The 19,824-nt window shown below is 57.2% G+C and carries 18 protein-coding genes; 8 read left to right on the top strand and 10 right to left on the bottom strand.

From position 1 onward, the window contains the following. Positions 1-73 precede the first annotated feature (73 nt). The 4 genes from VSQ83_RS05250 to VSQ83_RS05235 all read left to right on the top strand — a co-directional run bounded on the left by VSQ83_RS05250 (position 74) and on the right by VSQ83_RS05235 (position 6,004). Entirely contained in the window at positions 74-1,420 is a 1,347-nt protein-coding gene (locus tag VSQ83_RS05250; RefSeq protein ID WP_133075792.1) for an imelysin family protein, read from the top strand. 953 nt (positions 1,421-2,373) lie between these two features. After that, entirely contained in the window at positions 2,374-3,801 is a 1,428-nt protein-coding gene (locus VSQ83_RS05245) for a di-heme oxidoreductase family protein (protein WP_133075793.1), read from the top strand. Positions 3,802-3,827: 26 nt separating this feature from the next. After that, a complete protein-coding gene (locus tag VSQ83_RS05240) occupies positions 3,828-4,892 on the top strand; it encodes an imelysin family protein (RefSeq protein ID WP_133075794.1) in 1,065 nt (354 codons plus the stop codon). A gap of 14 nt (positions 4,893-4,906) precedes the next feature. Continuing rightward, the gene (locus tag VSQ83_RS05235) at positions 4,907-6,004 is read left to right on the top strand and encodes a DUF1513 domain-containing protein (RefSeq protein ID WP_326425581.1); all 1,098 of its coding nucleotides are present in this window, start codon (positions 4,907-4,909) and stop codon (positions 6,002-6,004) included. Positions 6,005-6,069: 65 nt separating this feature from the next. On the opposite strand, the gene VSQ83_RS05230 is transcribed toward VSQ83_RS05235, so the two are convergent. The 5 genes from VSQ83_RS05230 to colR all read right to left on the bottom strand — a co-directional run bounded on the left by VSQ83_RS05230 (position 6,070) and on the right by colR (position 9,842). Continuing rightward, positions 6,070-6,291, bottom strand: coding sequence for a hypothetical protein (locus VSQ83_RS05230; RefSeq protein WP_133075796.1), 222 nt, complete (start codon positions 6,289-6,291; stop codon positions 6,070-6,072). After that, positions 6,291-7,007 (bottom strand): lipopolysaccharide kinase InaA family protein, encoded by a 717-nt coding sequence (locus VSQ83_RS05225; RefSeq protein WP_133075797.1) that lies wholly within the window; start codon positions 7,005-7,007, stop codon positions 6,291-6,293. Before VSQ83_RS05225 ends, VSQ83_RS05230 begins: the two co-directional genes overlap by 1 nt. Before the next feature lie 3 nt (positions 7,008-7,010). After that, the gene (locus VSQ83_RS05220) at positions 7,011-7,691 is read right to left on the bottom strand and encodes a class I SAM-dependent methyltransferase (RefSeq protein WP_133075798.1); all 681 of its coding nucleotides are present in this window, start codon (positions 7,689-7,691) and stop codon (positions 7,011-7,013) included. A 197-nt stretch (positions 7,692-7,888) separates the two neighbouring features. Continuing rightward, entirely contained in the window at positions 7,889-9,169 is a 1,281-nt protein-coding gene (locus VSQ83_RS05215; protein WP_133075799.1) for a sensor histidine kinase, read from the bottom strand. Further along, a complete protein-coding gene (gene colR / locus VSQ83_RS05210; protein ID WP_019827811.1) occupies positions 9,159-9,842 on the bottom strand; it encodes a two-component system response regulator ColR in 684 nt (227 codons plus the stop codon). Before colR ends, VSQ83_RS05215 begins: the two co-directional genes overlap by 11 nt. Positions 9,843-10,044: 202 nt before the next feature. Between colR and VSQ83_RS05205 the strand changes: the two genes are divergently transcribed. Then, the gene (locus tag VSQ83_RS05205; protein WP_326398359.1) at positions 10,045-11,994 is read left to right on the top strand and encodes an LTA synthase family protein; all 1,950 of its coding nucleotides are present in this window, start codon (positions 10,045-10,047) and stop codon (positions 11,992-11,994) included. A 276-nt stretch (positions 11,995-12,270) separates the two neighbouring features. Here VSQ83_RS05205 and groL read toward each other — a convergent pair whose 3' ends face one another. The 4 genes from groL to VSQ83_RS05185 all read right to left on the bottom strand — a co-directional run bounded on the left by groL (position 12,271) and on the right by VSQ83_RS05185 (position 15,766). Next, the gene (gene groL, locus VSQ83_RS05200; RefSeq protein ID WP_095038382.1) at positions 12,271-13,911 is read right to left on the bottom strand and encodes a chaperonin GroEL; all 1,641 of its coding nucleotides are present in this window, start codon (positions 13,909-13,911) and stop codon (positions 12,271-12,273) included. A 49-nt stretch (positions 13,912-13,960) separates the two neighbouring features. Further along, entirely contained in the window at positions 13,961-14,254 is a 294-nt protein-coding gene (locus VSQ83_RS05195) for a co-chaperone GroES (protein ID WP_019827816.1), read from the bottom strand. Between the two features lie 241 nt (positions 14,255-14,495). Next, complete coding sequence (locus VSQ83_RS05190) at positions 14,496-14,969, bottom strand: FxsA family protein (RefSeq protein ID WP_019827818.1); 474 nt, start codon at positions 14,967-14,969, stop codon at positions 14,496-14,498. 71 nt (positions 14,970-15,040) lie between these two features. Next, on the bottom strand, positions 15,041-15,766 hold the full coding sequence (locus tag VSQ83_RS05185; protein WP_219260771.1) for a HugZ family pyridoxamine 5'-phosphate oxidase: 726 nt from the start codon (positions 15,764-15,766) through the stop codon (positions 15,041-15,043). Positions 15,767-15,819: 53 nt separating this feature from the next. On the opposite strand from VSQ83_RS05185, the gene VSQ83_RS05180 reads away from it, so the two are divergent. Continuing rightward, complete coding sequence (locus VSQ83_RS05180; protein ID WP_046808918.1) at positions 15,820-16,578, top strand: SDR family oxidoreductase; 759 nt, start codon at positions 15,820-15,822, stop codon at positions 16,576-16,578. A 66-nt stretch (positions 16,579-16,644) separates the two neighbouring features. Here the strand turns inward: VSQ83_RS05180 and VSQ83_RS05175 are convergent, their stop codons facing one another. Beyond that, a complete protein-coding gene (locus tag VSQ83_RS05175) occupies positions 16,645-17,658 on the bottom strand; it encodes a DUF481 domain-containing protein (RefSeq protein WP_326398362.1) in 1,014 nt (337 codons plus the stop codon). A gap of 151 nt (positions 17,659-17,809) precedes the next feature. Here VSQ83_RS05175 and VSQ83_RS05170 point away from each other — a divergent pair, with 151 nt between their 5' ends. Beyond that, positions 17,810-18,163 (top strand): MGMT family protein, encoded by a 354-nt coding sequence (locus tag VSQ83_RS05170; RefSeq protein ID WP_133075805.1) that lies wholly within the window; start codon positions 17,810-17,812, stop codon positions 18,161-18,163. 42 nt (positions 18,164-18,205) lie between these two features. Then, positions 18,206-19,750 carry an AmpG family muropeptide MFS transporter gene (locus VSQ83_RS05165; protein WP_133075806.1) on the top strand — a complete coding sequence of 515 codons (1,545 nt, stop codon included), beginning with the start codon at positions 18,206-18,208 and terminating at the stop codon, positions 19,748-19,750. The last annotated feature ends 74 nt before the right edge of the window (positions 19,751-19,824 follow it).

Raw genomic sequence — 19,824 nt, 5'->3', positions numbered from 1 at the left:
TATCTTTCGCATTATGTGGCAGTTTCGCGTGCAGCCGCACGCTTGTCCCACCTCTCGAAGCAGGATTTTCGCCATGATTCGTATGCCTCTGGCAACCGCCAGTCTGCTGGCCATTGCTATCTCACTCGCCGGTTGTGGCGACAAGGACAAGGAAAAAACCGCCGCAGCCCCTACGCCAGCAGCCGCCACCAGCACCGCGACGCCAGCCGCTGACATCAGCGCAGCCAAAGTCGACGAAGCTGCCGCCAAGGCCGTCGTTGCGCATTACGCCGACATGGTTCACGCCGTATACAGCGATGCTGAAAGCACTGCCAAAAAACTGCAAACCGCTATCGATGCGTTCCTGGCCAAGCCCAACGACGACACTCTGAAAGCCGCTCGCGCTGCATGGGTTGAAGCCCGTGTGCCTTACCTGCAGAGCGAAGTGTTTCGCTTCGGCAACACCATCATTGATGACTGGGAAGGCCAAGTTAACGCCTGGCCGCTGGACGAAGGCCTGATCGATTACGTTGACGCCAACTATGCAGGCGCACTGGGCAACCCGGGTGCCAACGCCAACATCATCGCCAACACCCAGATTCAGATCGGCGAAGACAAGGTCGACGTCACCGAAATCACTCCGGAAACCCTGGCCAGCCTGAACGAGCTGGGTGGTTCCGAAGCCAACGTGGCTACCGGTTATCACGCAATCGAATTCCTGCTGTGGGGCCAGGACCTCAACGGCACAGGCCCGGGTGCAGGCAACCGCCCTGCTTCCGACTACCTGGAAGGCGAAGGCGCCACTGGCGGCCACAACGAACGCCGTCGCGCTTACTTGAAAGCCGTGACCCAACTGCTGGTTAACGACCTCGACGAAATGGTCGGCAACTGGGCACCCAACGTTGCCGACAACTACCGCGCCACGCTTGAAGCCGAGCCGGTACAAAACGGTCTGCGCAAAATGCTGTTCGGCATGGGCAGCCTGTCGCTGGGCGAACTGGCCGGCGAGCGTATGAAAGTGTCACTGGAAGCCAACTCCCCTGAAGACGAGCAGGACTGCTTCAGCGACAACACCCACAACTCGCACTTCTACGATGCCAAGGGCATTCGTAACGTGTACCTGGGCGAGTACCTGCGCGCTGACGGCACTAAAATGACCGGCCCAAGCCTGTCGTCGTTGGTGGTCGTGATTGACCCGGCTGCAGACGCGACACTGAAGTCCGATCTGGCCGACACAGAAGCCAAGATCCAGGTCATGGTTGACCGCGCCAACAAGGGCGAGCACTACGACCAGTTGATCGCAGCGGATAACGCAGCGGGCAACCAGGTGGTTCGTGATGCCATTGCTGCCCTGGTCAAGCAAACCGGTGCCATCGAGCAAGCCGCTGGCAAGCTGGGCATCAGCGACCTGAACCCGGACAACGCCGATCACGAGTTTTGATCTGCAGGGTTTGAGTGAGTGAACAATGAGGCGACCTTCGGGTCGCCTTTTTTGTGGGTTTCGCCCTTATACAGAAGTGCTTTTGCAAAACAGACATAACGCATTCGCAGTCAAACTGCTAACGCCTCTGTAAATAATAAATACATAGCCATCACCGCCCTTAAACTTGACTAAATCAAAGCCAAAAACATAGCTATTAATTACACTCCATTCCAAGCCAGCGACACGCCCTTGCTGCCGCCAAATAAAATGATGCCCACCGGACAACATCTCATATCCGAAAAAGCGTTTTAGATTGACACTACTACTAGATGGAAACTTGTTAACTCAAGAGAATAAAGCTGTTGCCTGGTCGACCGATAGCAATCAGGTTCACAGCAAACCTATACAGGACACTGCCTGGACATACACCCGATCGCATGAGAAAAGAACATTCAAAGTGATCAATATCCTACCGGACGGAGTGCCCTTCACCCTATGGGAGTTTTAACTCACCAGCCCCCAATCTTGGCCTACCCTTTGCGGAATCATTAATTCTTAATTACCGATGGCGGGTGCAGACAATAATTACCATACGGATCTGTCTGGCACTTATAAGCAAGTTCCGGACTGTATGCTTTAGGTAATAACTGGCCGTTTGCACAGCCAGAAATCGCACCCGCTATAAACACGACTATAAGTATTTTCATATTTGCTCCGTTTTTTTGGAGAGCATAGTATTCAAAGAAAACACCTCATATCGTTCATCTCTGATTACTCCGTGGGAAATACCTATTGTATTACCATGCCATGCAGGATTTAACCTCCAGACCGCACTGGCTGCCATCGCAAGCAAGCCCATTCCCATGAGCTTGCTTGCCACATATCAATCCAAACGCTAATCCCTCTTATTTCAATTCACCTTCCCTGATAAACTTTGCGCCCTCGATTTAGCTCACTGATCTGGACGTTTGATGCCTTCGTTGCCTCTTCGCCTGTCCCTGCTGCTACTGGCCTTTGGCCTTGGCGGTTGTGATGATGCCCCGCGCTTTACCAAACCCGAGCCCGGCGAAGCCCGCTCCGGCGGGGCTGCTACGGTGCGTAAAACCGATCACAATGCGTTTTCCATGCCCTCGGCCAACCTTTCGCCCACCCGGCGTCTGGATTTCAGCGTCGGCAACAGTTTCTTTCGCAGCCCTTGGGTCATAGCACCGTCCACCACCACCGCACGTGATGGCCTGGGCCCGCTGTTCAATACCAATGGCTGTCAAAACTGCCACATCAAGGATGGCCGCGGCCACCCGCCAGCGCCCGGCGCAAAGAACTCAGTGTCGATGCTGGTTCGGTTATCGATCCCCAACGATCCCGCTTACGCCACGCTCATCGAGCAGGCCGGTATCGTCCCCGAGCCGGTCTATGGCGGTCAGTTGCAGGACATGTCCGTACCCGGCGTAGCTCCCGAGGGCAAGGTACGGGTCGACTACGAACCCGTTACCGTGCGCTTCAAGGACGGCACTGAAGTCGAATTGCGCAAACCCACGCTGCAGATCACCCAGCTGGGTTATGGCCCAATGCACCCCGACACACGCTTTTCGGCTCGCATCGCGCCGCCGATGATAGGCCTGGGGCTGCTCGAAGCCATCCCGAACGAGGCGATCCTGGCCAATGCCGATGAACAGGACAAAAACCGTGACGGCATCGCCGGGCGCCCCAACTGGGTCTGGGATGACGCGCAGCAAAAGACGGTTCTGGGTCGATTTGGCTGGAAAGCGGGCCAACCGAACCTCAATCAACAAAATGTTCACGCCTTTTCTGGTGATATGGGGCTCACGACCTCCTTGAGACCCTTCGATGATTGCACCAAGGCTCAAACCGCCTGTCTCGAAGCGCCCAACGGGAACGGCCCTGATGGCGAACCCGAGGTCAGCGACAACATCCTGCGCCTGGTGGAGTTCTACACCCGTAACCTGGCCGTACCTGCCCGCCGTGATGTCGGCGCGCCCCAGGTGCTGGCCGGTAAAAACCTGTTCTTCCAGGCGGGCTGCGCCTCATGCCACACCCCTGTGTTCACTACATCCGCCAACGCTGCCGAGCCCGAACTGGCCAATCAGGTCATTCGCCCGTACAGCGACTTGCTGCTGCACGACATGGGCCCCGGCCTTGCCGACAACCGCACCGAGTTCGCCGCCACCGGCCGCGACTGGCGCACGCCACCGTTGTGGGGCATTGGTTTGACCCAGGCAGTGAGTGGTCATACTCAGTTTTTGCACGATGGACGTGCTCGCAATCTGATGGAAGCCGTGCTCTGGCATGGCGGCGAAGCCGAACCGGCCAAGCAGCAGGTTTTACGCTTTAATGCCGAGCAGCGCGCTGCGTTGCTGGCGTTCCTGAACTCTCTTTAACGCTTTACAAGATCGGGGACCCCGACATGTTTCGACCCAAGCTGTTGTTCACCAGCCTTGCCGCTATCGCCCTGGCCGCATGCTCACCACAAGACCCTCAGGCCGTCACCTCGGCAGCCATCGCCAAGCAAGTGATCTTGCCGACGTACAGCCGCTGGGTTGAAGCCGACCGCCAACTGGCCGTCAGCGCACTGGCTTACTGCCAAGGCAAGGAAAACCTGGAGACTGCCAGAGCCGACTTTCTGCATGCGCAAAAAGCCTGGGCCGAGCTGCAGCCTTTGCTGATCGGGCCATTGGCCGAAGGCAATCGTTCGTGGCAGGTACAGTTCTGGCCAGACAAAAAGAATCTGGTCGGCCGTCAGGTTGAGCAACTGGTGATTGCCCAGCCACAGATCGATGCAGCAGCCCTGGCCAAATCCAGCGTTGTGGTGCAAGGCCTGTCGGCTTACGAATACATTCTGTTCGACAGCAATATCAACCTCGCTGACGATTCGCAAAAAGCGCGCTACTGCCCGCTGCTGACCGCCATTGGCGAACGTCAGAAGCAACTGGCCGAAGAAATCCTCGCCAGCTGGAACAGCACCGATGGCATGCTCGCGCAAATGAGCAAGTTCCCTAACCAGCGTTATGCCGACTCCCACGAAGCCATTGCAGATGTGCTGCGTGTACAGGTCACGGCCCTCGATACCCTGAAGAAAAAACTCGGCACCCCAATGGGCCGTCAGAGCAAGGGCATTCCGCAGCCATTCCAGGCTGATGCATGGCGCAGCGAGTCATCGCTCAAAAGCCTGGCCGCCAGCCTTTCTGCCGCTCAGAGCGTGTGGGCGGGTGTCGACAACAAAGGGTTGCGCAGCCTGTTGCCTGCCGAGCAAAAACCGTTGGCTGACAAGATCGATGCGGCCTATGCAACCTCGCTCAAGCTGTTCAATGACAACCAGCGCACACTCAATGAGCTGCTGGCAGACGACGCCGGGCGCGCTCAACTGAACGCTATCTATGACAGCCTGAACGTGGTTCATCGCCTGCACGAAGGCGAGCTGGCCAAAGCGCTGGGCATCCAGTTGGGCTTTAACGCCAACGACGGCGATTGATGAAGGAGGGTTCGATGATGCGCAGGCAAGCTCTCAAGCTCGGCGGTTTACTGCTCAGCGCGATCACGCTGGGCGGTTGGTCCCTGTTCAAGCAAAAAGACCGTAGTCCCTTGCTCTTGAGTGCCCGCGACGATGTGGACGGCAATCACTTTGCTGTCGGTTATCGCCTGGATGGCACTCAGGTCTTTAGCACGCAGGTAGGCCAGCGCTGCCATGACATCATCAACCACCCGACACTGCCCATTGCGTTGTTTGTAGCACGGCGCCCCGGCACCGAAAGCTACCTGATCAACCTCGCAGACGGGCAGTTGCTGCAAACACTGACCTCCCTGCCCAACCGCCACTTCTATGGCCACGCAGTCATCCACAAAGATGGCGAGTGGCTCTACACCACCGAAAACGACACCTCTGACCCGGGCCGTGGCTTGCTGGGGGTCTATCGCTTTGAGGGCGCACGTCTGGTCCACAGTGGCGAAATCCCTACCCACGGCGTGGGTCCGCATCAAGTGTCCTGGATGCCTGACGGTGAAACGCTGGTGGTGGCCAACGGCGGCATTCGCACCGAAGCCGAAAGCCGGGTCGAGATGAACCTGAATGCGATGGAGCCCAGCCTGGTGCTGATGCAACGCGACGGCACCTTGCTCAGCAAGGAAACCCTGAGCCAGCAGATGAACAGCGTGCGCCATTTGGGCATCGCCAGTGACGGCACAATCGTCGCCTGCCAGCAATTCATGGGCGACGCCCATGAGCTTTCCGAATTGTTGGCCATCAAGCGTCCTGGCCAGCCATTTGAGCCCTTTCCGGTGGCCGAGCAGCAACTGCGTGCCATGGGCCATTACACGGCCAGTGTCGCGGTCCACAGTGAATTGCGGCTGGTTGCGCTGACCGCTCCGCGGGGCAATCGATTTTTCGTGTGGGATCTGGACAGCGGTACCTTGCGTCTGGATGCGCCATTGCCGGACTGTGCGGGGGTGGGTGCGGTACAGGATGGATTTGTGGTGACGTCCGGCCAGGGCCGTTGCCGATTCTATGATTGCCGTCAGAGCGATCTGAGCGCCAAGCCATTGGATCTACCGTCCGGGCTGTGGGACAACCATCTGCATGTGATGTAGCAGATGACAAAAATCTGTGTAGCCGCTGCCGAAGGAACGAGGCAGCGGCTACAGGGGTTTTGCCGTTACTTCTTCATCCCTTGGCTCATTCCAAACATGAACAGCAGCAGATCGTGATCGGGCTTTGTCGCTACTGCCACTTTCACTACCCGCGGCAGCGGGCAGTGAGCCCCTGTCGGGGGCCCACTTAACACTTGGGTCACTGGCTGTTCCCATGCGGCCACTGCCACGCCAGCAATGACCAGAGCTCCCAGCAGAAACAAACTTCGTGCTATTTCTCGCTTCATCACCGTAAACCTTTGATGGCGCTGCCAAACACCGTCTTATAAAAGTAGATCAGTCTGTCCCACTCCGTGGCGTTCCACGACGAATGGCGGCGAAGCTGCTTAAGGTCGTGGGAGGCTGCTTTATGAGCAGTCAGTCGTTGCCGGCTTTTTTCAAGGTCCAGCAAAGCCACCTCTACCTGTGGGTTTTCACCCTGCCCTGTCACTCGCACAAACACATGCTTGGCGTACAGGCAGCCATGTTGCCAGCGGCCCAGATGCATGCGCGCAAGGGTCTGGCCAATGGCCTCAAGTACACGATCATGTACCGCCTCCCCCCAACGCTCACGCTCGCCAGCGGCATACCAGTTGTCGATTTCAACAAAGCCGTCCAGAGCGACGGTTACGAGCAATGCTCGCCACTGCTTGTCTGCCCCTTGCCGGGCCCCGCAGTACACCAGCTCTGGCACGCCAACCGATAGCCGGTTCATGGCCAGTAACGCATCGCGTTCACGCAATACCGTCGGGCGACCCAACGGATAGCGCCAGCTGCGGTAGGTGTGCCCTACTTGACGTTTTACATAGAGCAAACGCTCGTTGGCATCGTGAATGCGTTGTACACCACTCTCGCCACCGCGACGCTGGTTGGGCTCTTCAACCCATTCGCCTTTTTGATTCCAGTAAAACTCAAATCGGTCTTCAGTCGCAGAGGGGGATTGCTGTACAAAATCAACGGTCATGAATTATCTCTTTCTTAGTACGTAAACCCGCCACATCGCGTAAAGCGGAATAAAGTCCAAATGATCCTGAATGACGAAACCAGCCTTTTTAAACTCAGACTCCACTGTAACAGCTGGTAACACGAAGCGGTTTTGGTAACCCTCCTGCCCTTGTTCCACAGCGCGCTCACGCTCAAGACGCTTGCGTTTCCAGGCCTTGAAATTGCCGTCCACCCAGAGCGAAATGATCAAACTGTCCCGGCTGACACGATGAAGCTCGCGCAGTAGAGCCATCCGGTGACTTGCATCACCAATATGGTGCAGCAGACGCATGCAAAAAATACTGTCAACGGAGTTGTCCGGCATATCTATTTCAAATGCAGACGTCTGCAAGCGCCGTACCCGTTTCACCACCTCGGCCGGTTGCGCCAGTGCCGCGACCTCCAGCATGGAGGCCGAGTTGTCGGCGCCAATGATTTCCCGGTTAGGCATTTGCGCCAGCAACGGCCAGAAACGCCCGGCGCCACAGGGCAAATCCAGGACAACCCGAGGTTCACCGGCCAGGTGAAGAGCGCGGCGGGCCAGTTGCTCATCGCGCTTGTGCGAGAGACGGCGAGCCAGACCATCCTGGTGCTTGATCAGGTATTCGGCCGCGTGCTGCTGGTCATACTTTTCTGAGAACTTGAGTTTGATGATGGGATTCATGACGGTGCTCCTGAAGCATATAGGCGCTACCTTATTCAGGAGAACGTAAGCGTCAGGTCATCATCAGGTGAAAATTCCGTCTATGCGTCCCACACAAATGTTGCAGGGTTTTACATCGCGCAAATACTGGCGCGGGGCCATATACGAATCAACCATGACGTAAAGCGGCCTGCAGAACGCAGGCCGCGGGAAGGACTTCAGGCGTCGGGCGGGCCGAGCTCGACGCGAAAACGGCAGCCGTTTGGCTCCATTGTGGTGAGGGTCACGCGCCAGCCCTGGCTATCGCAGATTCGCTGCACCAGCGACAACCCCAGACCCAGCCCTTCGCCACGTTTTTCACTACCGCGCACAAAGGGTTGAAACATGGCCTGGCGTTTTTCTTCCGGGATACCAACGCCGCTGTCTTCCACCACAAACCCGCTGGGCTCCAGGGTCAACCGGATAAAGCCCTTATCGGTGTAGTGCAACGCATTGCGCAGCAAGTTGCCCATCACCGCGTGCAGGAAGGTCGCGTTATAGCGCGTATCCAGCGGATTGCCGGGTTCGTAAATCAATTCAAGGCCTTTGGCCTCGATGGGCTCTCGCCACAGGCTGATCAGGCCTTCGGCCACGGTGGTGAGCGTGACCGTGGGCGACATGCTGGCATCTTCATGTTGCGCGCGGGCCAACATCAGGAAGGTCTGCACCAGTTCACGCATTTCTTCGCACGCACGGGATATGCGCTCGACCTGTGAGCGACTGCGCTGATCCAGCGACGGGCTTTCCAGCAGAAGTTCGCAGGAGCTGGCCAGTACCATCAGCGGGGTGCGCAATTCGTGGCTTACGTCACTGGTAAACAGACGTTCGCGGGTCAGGGTGTCGCGCAGGCGACCCAGGGTAGCGTCGAACGCCACGGCCAGCTCGCCCACTTCATCAGCGGCATAGTCCGGGGCCAAAGGCGGGGCCAGCCCCAGCAGTTGATCTCGATGGCGAACCTGACGCGCCAGACGCACCACCGGCGCCATTACGCGACGTGCAAGCGTCCAGCCCAGGAAGACGGCCAATGCCAGGGCCAGGACAAAACCGACCACCACCACAGCAAACAGCACGCGCTCACGCTCTTCAAAATCGCTCTGGTCTTGCAGCAGGACATAACGCCGGCCATCGACCACTTCAACCATCGCGTGATACGACAGCTGATCGCGAAATACCTCATGGAATCCCGGGTCCAGATGGCGCAGGTCCTTGGGCAAAGCAAAATCGCCACGCCCGCCACTGAAATAAAACAGCTGACTCGGTTTAGGCCTGTGGTTCCACTCTGCGCCGTTGTCCATCAGCAACAGGCGCTGCAAATCACCGCCCAGACCGGCCGATATGAGTTTTTCTTCAACCAGATGCACGGTGGCGATAATGCCCACCGCAAATGTCCCTGCCACCAGGGCGCTCATCAAGGCAAAGGCAATGATGATCCGCTGGGAAAGGCTTTGCTTAAACTCCATCGCGAAGCTCGGCGAGGCGGTAGCCAACACCATGCACGGTTTGCAACAGAGGCTTGTCGAAAGGCTTGTCGATCACCTGGCGCAATTGATGCACATGGCTGCGCAGGCTGTCGCTGTCTGGGCAGTCGTCGCCCCAAAGGGCCTCTTCCAGAACTTCGCGGCGCAGCACGTGAGGGCTTTTTTGCATCAATACCGCTAGCAGTTTGAGACCCACCGGGTTGAGCTTGAGCAAACGCCCTTCACGGGTCACTTCGAGGGTATCGAGGTCGTAACGCAGCTCCGCGACCTGCAACTCCCGTCGACCTCCGCCTTGGGCGCGACGCAATACCGCCTCGATCCGCGCCGCCAGTTCGGACAGGGCAAACGGCTTGAGCAGGTAGTCATCGGCACCGGACTTGAAGCCTTGCAGGCGGTCGTCCAATTGGTCGCGGGCAGTCAGCATGATCACCGGCGTATCGCGACGAGCGTCTTCACGCAGGCGCTTGCACAGGGTATAGCCGTCGATACCCGGCAACATGATGTCGAGCACAATCAGGTCGTAGTGCTCAGTGGCCGCCAGGTGCAAACCTGACAAACCATCCTGGGCGCAGTCAACGGTATAGCCCTTGAGCCCCAGATAGTCCGCCAGGTTGGCGAGGATATCGCGGTTGTCTTCAACCAATAGAATTCGCATGGGTATTCTCTCCGTTCACAGTTACGGCCGTCTTGGCCCGCGCAGCTTAAGGCCAAGAACCGCGCAGGGCCAGCACCGCAGGGCGCACAGACAATTTAGTTGTCGCATCTGCAAAAATGACATTTTTTTTACTATCGGTTCACAAACTCAATACAGTGGCGCCCGCACACTCCCGCACCCTCGCGTTTAAGGAAAAACAACAATGCGTCTGCTGCACACTGCGCCAATGCGCTACCTCCTTCTGTTGACTGGCTGCTGGCTGGCGACTTTTCTAATTACCCGAGGCGTTCTGCTGGTCACCCACCTGGGAGAGGCTGGTAACAACTGGCTTCCGGTGTTTGGCATTGGCTTGCTTTATGACCTCGGCTTTCTGGCCTATGCCGCCCTGCCTCTGGGCCTGTACCTGCTGTTATGCCCGCCCGGCCTGTGGCGTCGTCGAGGCCATCAGTGGTTTCTGCAAGGCCTGCTGACCGTCAGTCTGTTTGCCATACTGTTCACGGCCGTCGCCGAGTGGCTGTTTTGGGATGAGTTCGGCGTGCGCTTCAACTTTATCGCCGTGGACTATCTGGTCTATTCCGATGAAGTGCTGAACAACGTACTGGAGTCCTACCCCATTGGCATACTGCTCAGTGCCATTGCCCTGACTGCCATTGTGTTGAGCCTTGTTCTGCGCAAACCGTTCAACGCGGCCATGAATGCTCCGCTGCCAACCTTTGGCTCTCGCATCGCTGCCTTCGCCAGTCTGTTGCTGGTAGCTGGCCTGAGCCTGCAACTGCTCGATCAGGACGGCCCACGGGGTCAGGGTGGCAATGCCTATCAGCATGAACTGGCAAGCAATGGCCCGTATCAGTTCTTCGCCGCGTTCCGTAACAACGAGCTGGATTACCAGCAGTTTTATGCCAGCTTGCCGACCGACGTGGTGGCCCAACAATTGCGCAAAGAGTTGACGGAGCCCAACGCTACGTTTGTTGGCCAGGACCCGCTGGATATCCGTCGCAATATCGACAATCCGGGCACTGCGCGTCAGCCCAACATTGTGTTGGTGACGATCGAAAGCTTCAGCGCCAAATACCTGGGCAGCAACGGCGATGGTCGCAACCTGACGCCAAATCTGGATCAACTGCGCAAGGAAAGCCTGTACTTCAATAACTTCTATGCCACCGGCACCCGCACCGACCGCGGCCTGGAAGCCATCACCCTGGCCATTCCGCCGACGCCGGGGCGCTCCATCGTCAAGCGCATCGGCCGTGAAAGCGGTTTTGCCAGCCTGGGCCAGCAGCTTAAAGGTGTGGGTTACGACAGCGTGTTCGTCTATGGCGGACGCGGTTACTTTGACAACATGAACGCCTTTTTCAGTGGCAACGGTTACCGCGTGGTTGACCAAAGCAGCGTGAATGAAGCCGATATCCACTTCAAGAACGCGTGGGGCATGGCCGATGAAGACCTGTACCGCGAAACCCTGAAGCTGGCCGATGCAGACTATGCGCAACAAAAACCCTTTTTGCTGCAACTGATGACCACCTCGAACCATCGCCCCTACACCTACCCGGAAGGCCGGATCGACATCAAGTCGGGTAATGGTCGCGACGGCGCAGTGAAGTACACCGACTACGCCATCGGCCAATTCCTGGACGCAGCGCGCAAAAAGCCCTGGTTCGATAACACGATCTTTGTGTTCGTGGCCGATCACACGGCAGGCAGTGCGGGCAAGGAAGACTTGCCGATCACCAACTATCAGATCCCGCTGTTTATCTATGCGCCCAAACTGATCGAAGCGCGGGAAAACGCGCAACTGGCCAGCCAGATCGATCTTGCCCCAACCTTGCTCGGCTTGCTGAACCTGGACTACCAGTCGACTTTCTTCGGTCGCAACCTGCTCCAGGACAATCCGTTGCCACCACGGGTGGTAGTGGGCAACTACCAGCACCTGGGTTTGTTTGACGGTAAAGACCTGGCCATTCTCAGCCCGCGTCAGGGCCTGCGTCGCCACGACGAAGCGTTGACCACCAGTGTTGAGTCCCGCGTACCGGCGACCGATCCGTTGATTGAACGGGCGATTGCCTACTATCAGGGCGCCAGCCACGGCTATAAACAGCAATTGTTGGGCTGGAAGCCAACGCAGGGAATCCCGGAGCAGCTTTCCCAGCGGTAAACCATCGCTTTTGCGGGAGCGGGCTTGAGGCGACGCGCAGTGTCAGTCAACCTGCGGCTGATACCATCGCAGGCAAGCCAGCTCCCACTGGTTTGGGGGTAAACCCAAGACTGGATGCTGACAGGATCTGTCGTGGGAGCGGGCTTGCTCGCGATGGCGAACGACGCACAGTATCAGACGTGTACTTTTCTCAATACCTGCCAGATAACGACCAGCCACAAAAAAGCCCCGCCTGATGACTCAGGCGGGGCTTTTGCGTAACGGGGTAAGGCTGGCTTACATCATGCCGCCCATACCACCCATGCCGCCCATGTCTGGCATGCCGCCAGCTGGTTTGTCTTCCTGGATCTCAGCGATCATCGCCTCAGTGGTGATCATCAGGCTGGCAATCGACGAAGCCGCTTGCAGAGCCGAACGAGTCACTTTAGCCGGGTCAAGGATACCCATTTCAATCATGTCGCCGTATTCGCCAGTGGCTGCGTTGTAACCGTAGTTACCCGAACCCTGCTTAACTTTGTCGACAACTACGCTTGGCTCGTCACCGGAGTTGGCAACGATCTGGCGCAGAGGTGCTTCAACAGCACGACGCAGCAGTGCGATACCAACGTTCTGATCAGCGTTGTCGCCTTTCAGATCAGCGATTGCCTGCAGAGCGCGAACCAGTGCCACGCCACCGCCAGGTACCACGCCTTCTTCAACGGCTGCACGGGTTGCGTGCAGGGCGTCTTCAACGCGGGCTTTCTTCTCTTTCATTTCTACTTCAGAGCCAGCGCCAACCTTGATCACTGCTACGCCGCCAGACAGCTTGGCCAGACGCTCTTGCAGTTTTTCACGGTCGTAGTCCGAAGTGGTATCAGCCACTTGAGCACGGATCTGAGTCACACGAGCCTGGATGTCAGCTTCAACGCCAGCACCGTCGATAACGGTGGTGTTTTCTTTGGTTACGGTAACGCGCTTGGCATTACCCAGGTGTTCCAGGGTAGCGCTTTCCAGGCTCAGACCGATCTCTTCGGAGATAACGGTACCGCCAGTCAGAACAGCGATGTCCTGCAGCATTGCCTTGCGACGATCACCAAAGCCAGGTGCTTTAACAGCAACGACTTTCACGATACCGCGCATGTTGTTCACAACCAGAGTCGCCAGGGCTTCGCCTTCAACGTCTTCGGATACGATCAGCAGTGGGCGACCGGCTTTGGCAACAGCTTCCAGAACTGGCAGCAGTTCACGGATGTTGGAGATCTTTTTGTCGACCAGAAGGATCAGCGGACCGTCGAGCTCGGCAGTCATGGTTTCTGGTTTGTTGACGAAGTACGGGGACAGGTAGCCACGGTCAAACTGCATGCCTTCAACAACAGACAGTTCGTTTTCCAGGCCCGAGCCTTCTTCAACAGTGATCACGCCTTCTTTACCGACTTTTTCCATGGCTTCGGCAATGATGTCGCCGATGGAGCTGTCGGAGTTGGCAGAGATGGTACCTACCTGAGCGATCGCCTTGCTGTCAGCGCATGGCTTGGCCAGGGATTTCAGCTCTTTGACAATGGCGATGGTCGCTTTGTCGATACCGCGCTTCAGGTCCATCGGGTTCATGCCGGCAGCGACGGCTTTCAGGCCTTCGTTGACGATCGATTGAGCCAGAACGGTTGCAGTGGTAGTACCGTCACCAGCGTCATCGTTGGCACGGGAGGCAACGTCTTTAACCAGCTGCGCGCCCATGTTTTCGAAGCGATCTTTCAGCTCGATTTCTTTGGCAACGGAAACGCCGTCCTTGGTGATGGTCGGAGCGCCGAAGCTCTTCTCGATGATCACGTTACGGCCTTTAGGGCCCAGGGTCGCTTTTACTGCGTCAGCCAGGACGTTTACACCGGCCAGCATTTTTTTACGGGCGGAGTCGCCGAATTTAACTTCTTTAGCAGCCATGTTCGTTCTTCCTTAAATACTTTGTAGTAACGGGAAAAGGAGCGGGAGATCAGCCTTCGATTACAGCGAGAATTTCGTTCTCAGCCATAACCAGCAGGTCTTCGCCGTCGACTTTCACAGTGTTGCTGCCGGAGTAAGGGCCGAACACAACCTTGTCACCCACTTTCACGGCCAGCGCACGTACTTCACCGTTGTCCAGAACGCGGCCAGTACCGACAGCGAGGATTTCACCGCTGTTGGCTTTTTCGGCAGCAGAACCCGGCAGAACGATACCGCCAGCGGTTTTCTTTTCTTCTTCGCTGCGACGGATTACGACGCGGTCATGCAGAGGACGAAGCTTCATTGTCGATCTCTCCTAATTGTGGTGTTCATCGGCCGGTGTCAATACCGGCGGGGTTTGCAAATCCGGAAATGCCGGGTGCTATTCGCTGAAGGGATGTGCTGTTGCCAGTAAAACCCTGCGGTGTCCGTTACATAAGGGCGCATCCACTTATTACAAGGGCACGCCCATGAAATTTTTAACCTTGTGCCTGACCGAAAAACAAACACGGCACCCAAGGTGCCGTGTTGATAACGCCAAAGCCTTATTTGTCGCGGTGCTCGAACTCGCCTTCGATCACATTCGGCTCACGCCCCAAAGGCTGCTGGGATCGAGGGCGAGCTGCAGCCTCGAAGTCATCGGCAAACGCACGCTGGCGAATGGCTTGTTCTTCTGCACGCTTGCGCAGACGGTTGACCAGGAAACGACGAACCGGCGGGAACAGCAACAACAGACCGGCCGCATCGCTGATAAAGCCCGGTAGCACCAGAAGGCCGCCACCCAGGGCCAGCATCAGACCTTCAAGCATTTGCTGAGCAGGCAGCTCGCCGCGATTGAGGCTTTCGCGCGCTCTGAGCGCAGTGGCCAGACCTGCAACGCGAACCACCAGAACACCCAGCATGGAGCCGGCAATGATCAGCAGCAACGCAGGGAAAAACCCGATAGCGGTGCTGACCTTGAAAAAGACGTACAGCTCTAGCACTGGAAATAACAGAAAGAGCAATAGAAAAGCGCGCATCAAATGATTCCTCTCCGGAAGAATATCTTCCAACCAAACCTAGATGACGGCGCGCCTGTGAAAATTCAAGGTCAGGTCGTCTGTTTTTTCGGCCATTCACTTGCACGCGCCAATAAAACCAACGCTTCGCGCACCTGTGTCGAAGTATTGCAAGGCTCGGGAAAGCCCAACCAATGCAGGCCTTCACCGATACGCAAATGCATGCCTTCGCTGTCGATACCCACCAGCGTAGCTGGCGTTGTTAGCGGTAGACCGGTCAATTTGACGTAATGCTCGATGGCGTTGGCGTGGTCGGCGTTCATGTGCTCCACCATGCGCACCTCGACCTGCCCGGCAAAGGGGTTGGCCAGCGTGACTTGATCCAGCCAGTGAATAGCCCCGAAACCACCTATATAACGGTGCCTGACCGGGTTAAGCACCCAAAAGTCGAAATCATGGGCCGTGTCATAGCCCCTGGCCTCAGGGAAATAGCGGTAGTAGCGCTCAGCTGCGGCGGCAATCGCTGCAGCCTCGGTCAACTGCTCGGCTTCGGCCAGATACGTCAGGCGCCCAACGGCCTGGACATCTTCAGCCCCCCGCTCGCCTACCATCAGCGAGCACTTGGGGTCCTTGCGCAGGTTATGGGTGTGCTGGGCAATACGGCTGATCAAAATCAACGGGCGCCCCTGCTCATCCAGGCAATAAGGCACCACGGAACCAAAGGGGAAACCCGGCATGGCCTTGGACTGGGTCGACAGGGCTCCGCGGTATTCCTTGAGCAGTAATTCTCGGGCATGCTTGGCAGCTTCAACGCTCAACTTATGACTCCTTAATAAAAAATCCGTCGATAACGGTCGAGATCAGGGCACCCATGCAACTAAAAGACAAAGTAATCATTATCACTGGCGGCTGCCAAGGGCTGGGCCGTGCAATGGCTGAGTATCTGGCTGCCAAGGGCGCGAGGCTGGCACTGGTCGACCTCAATCCGGAAAAGCTTGAATTGGCGGTCGCAGCTTGTCAGGCACACGGTGTAGAGGCCCGCGCTTACCTGTGTAACGTCGCAGATGAAGAACAGGTTACGCAAACTGTTGCCCAGATTGCAGAAGATTTTGGCGCGATCAATGGTCTTGTAAACAACGCCGGCATTTTGCGCGACGGACTGCTGCTCAAGGTCAAGGACGGGGTGATGACCAAGATGAGCCTGGCGCAATGGCAGGCGGTGATCGACGTCAACCTGACGGGCGTTTTCCTGTGCACCCGTGAGGTCGCGGCAAAAATGATCGAGCTCAACAGTCAGGGCGCGATTATCAACATTTCGTCGATCTCGCGCGCCGGTAACGTAGGCCAGACCAACTACTCGGCAGCCAAGGCCGGAGTTGCCGCAGCCACGGTGACCTGGGCCAAAGAGCTGTCACGCTACGGCATTCGGGTGGCCGGGATTGCCCCAGGCTTTATCGAAACCGAAATGACCCTGGGCATGAAACCCGAAGCCCTCGAAAAGATGACTTCCGGCATCCCGTTGAAGCGCATGGGCAAGGTTGAAGAAATCGCCCATTCCGCGGCCTACATTTTTGAGAACGACTACTACACCGGGCGGATTCTGGAGCTTGATGGCGGCTTGCGGATCTAGAGCAACCTGTAGCCGCTGCCGAAGGAACGAAGCTGCGTTCCTTCGCAGCGGCCACGGTGTGAGCTATTACCAGGTCACGCCAAACCCCATGGTGTAGCGAGTCTTGTTGAGGGAGTTATCAGAGCCGCTTGAACCACCAATCAGGTCTTTCTCGGCCTTGAGATTGAGCGATGCCCACTCGGTCACCTTGTAACGCAAGCCTATTTCGGAATCGAGGCTGTAGTCCGACGTACTCTCCAGCGACTTGCCCAACTCACCATTGGTGAAGATCGACACTGTCTTGCCCAGCAAGTAGCGGTTGTAATCCCACTTCATGGCCAGCGAATAGAAGTTATCTTTTTTGCCGTCAGAATATTCATAGTCCGTGCGGTTGATCAGCGACCCCAGGGAGAACGCACCCAGCTCGTCATCCCAGAACTGATAGCCCGGACCAGTACCGATCGTGCGCTGGCGTGAAACGTCTTCGACCCGGTCACGGTTATAAGTCAGACGACCTTGCCAGTACCACTTTTCATCAATGAAGTGGTCAAGCGCGTATTCGGCAGTCCAGTTGTCCGTCGTGACAACATCGTTCTGAAACTCGCGGTTGTATTCGCCTTCTGCATGATGGCGCCAGGCACCGTGACGAGCAGTGGTCTTGAAGTCGATGTCGTAATCGTCGGTATCCTTGTCGGCCCGCTTGTAGTCCAGCGCCACATCGACATTGCCTTTCCAGACCAGGTCTTCAATCACTGGCTTGGGCTTGAGGATTTGCTGAATACTGGCCAGCTCTACGGTTTTCGGCGCTTCGCCATTGGCCAGGGTTACGTGGCCATCTTCGGCTGCCTGCAACGACTTGGCTTTCTCTCCGGTGTAGGCATCCTGCTTGACCAGCAGTTCCTGATCACTCTCAAGGGTTTTGACCTGTTTCCAGTCAATGGGCACGGCACCCGCGTATTCGGTCTGGATCAGCAACTTGCCACCGTCGAATACTTTGATCTTGCCGGTCAGACGGTCGCCATTTTTCAACCACACCGTATCGGCAAGCACGGGCGCAGTAAGACTCAGGGCAGCAAGGCATAACAGGGTTCTGGACAGCATAAGCAAATGCGAAACTCAGGAGTGCGAAAGAATGCCGGCATTATCCCCATGGACACGCCCTTGAGAAAGAAAGACCGGCTCATTGTGCTGGAGTTCCTTCTATAGTTGAGTTAACAGCGCAAGCCCCCTTTCCGCCGACCAGAAGCCCGCCGTGAGCACACTCATCGACACCCCTCAAAGCCCCGCCGAAATTCGCCGTACAGCACTGTATTCAACCTTGATGATGGTGCCCGCAGGTTATGTGGTGTCCTACGGCCAGCTTGCCGAACTGGCTGGTCTGGGTCGAGCTGCACGGTGGGTTGGGCGAACGCTCAGCCAACTCCCTGAAGGCACGCGCCTGCCCTGGCATCGGGTTCTTGCCGCTGGTGGCCGTATCAGTTTGCCAGCAGGTAGCCCGTCCGGTGATGAACAGCGTGCGCGTTTGCGCGCCGAGGGCCTGAGCATCATGAATAATCGCGTGGATATGCAACGTCATGGCTGGCGCCCGATAGAGCACTGCGGTTAGAGTGCGCCCTTTGTTTCCGCAACCAGAGGCAGACTCCAGTCCATGCCCCGTAAAACCTGGCGCGAAGCGCTAGCTGCCTATTCCAGCCCCTCAACCCTTGTGCTGTTACTGCTCGGTTTTGCCGCCGGTTTGCCGTACATGCTGGTTTTTTCAACGCTCTCCGTGTGGCTGCGCGAAGCCGGTGTGGCCCGTGAAACCATTGGCTATGCCAGCCTGATCGGTCTGGCTTACGCCTTTAAATGGGTGTGGTCCCCGCTGCTGGACCAATGGCGTTTACCGCTGCTCGGAAAACTTGGCAGGCGTCGTTCATGGCTGGTGCTGTCGCAGTCGCTGGTGATCCTGGGCCTGATCGGCATGGGCTTTTGCGACCCGCAAAAACACCTCTCCTGGCTGATTGCCATCGCGGTGGTCGTGTCCTTCGCCTCGGCGACCCAGGACATCGCCGTCGATGCCTACCGCCTGGAAATCGCAGAAGACAATCGTCAGGCTGCGCTCGCTGCCAGTTATATGTCCGGCTATCGCGTGGCAGCCCTGCTGGCCACCGCAGGCGCCCTGTTCTTTGCCGAGGGCTTCGGCTCGACGGGCTTTAACTACAAACATTCGGCCTGGACCGGTACTTATGTACTGTTCGGCCTGCTCATGGTGCCAGCACTGCTCACCACCCTGTTCATGCGCGAGCCCCCGGTACCGCTGCGCACCCAACTGTCGGCCGGGCGCTACAGTTTTGGCCATCAGCTGGCGTCTGTATTCGTACTGATCGTCTTGCTTGTTTCAGTACCGGCGATGTTCACGCAGCTCTACAACACCGATTTTGCAGGCGTCCTGTTCGAGGGCGTCAGCCCGATGACACTGGTGCTTGAAGACAGGGCATTTCTGCGCGCCATCCTGTACACGCTGCTCACGGTGCTGTGCCTCTCGACCTTTGGACGACGCGGGCTGGCGCCAGTCCTGACACCGGTTAATGACTTTATCCTGCGTTATCGCTGGCAAGCCCTTCTGCTGCTGGGCCTGATTGCCACTTACCGCATGTCTGACACGGTCATGGGCGTGATGGCCAACGTGTTCTATATCGACCAAGGGTTCACCAAGGACCAGATCGCCGGGGTCAGCAAGATTTTCGGCTTGATCATGACCCTCGTTGGCGCTGGCATGGGCGGTTTGCTTATCGTGCGCTTCGGCATTTTGCCGATCCTGCTGATTGGAGGGGCGGCATCAGCAAGCACCAACCTGCTATTTATGTTGCTGGCAGACATGGGCCCGAACCTGGACATGCTGATCGTCACTATCTCTCTCGACAACTTCAGCTCCGGCCTCGCCACCTCTGCATTCGTCGCCTATCTGTCCAGCCTGACAAACCTCAAGTTTTCGGCCACCCAGTACGCCCTGCTCAGCTCCATCATGCTACTGCTGCCACGCCTGATGGGCGGCTATTCAGGGGTTCTGGTGGAAAAGTTCGGCTATCACAACTTCTTTATCATCACGGCACTGATGGGCATCCCTACCTTGCTGCTGATCAGCCTGCACTGGTTTCAGGAAAGCCGCCGGGCCCGCCAGAAGCCCGCTGTAGACCTCGAAAAACAGCCATAAATCTGCGGGGGAAGCACTCTCCCCCGCCCGCGCTGTACGCAAACTGATCTCGCCCGTACAATGCGAGGTCATTT

It is taken from the genome of Pseudomonas sp. DSV-1 (genome assembly GCF_035830915.1).
Classification (GTDB): domain Bacteria; phylum Pseudomonadota; class Gammaproteobacteria; order Pseudomonadales; family Pseudomonadaceae; genus Aquipseudomonas.
This window is presented reverse-complemented; position numbering and strand designations above follow the sequence as displayed.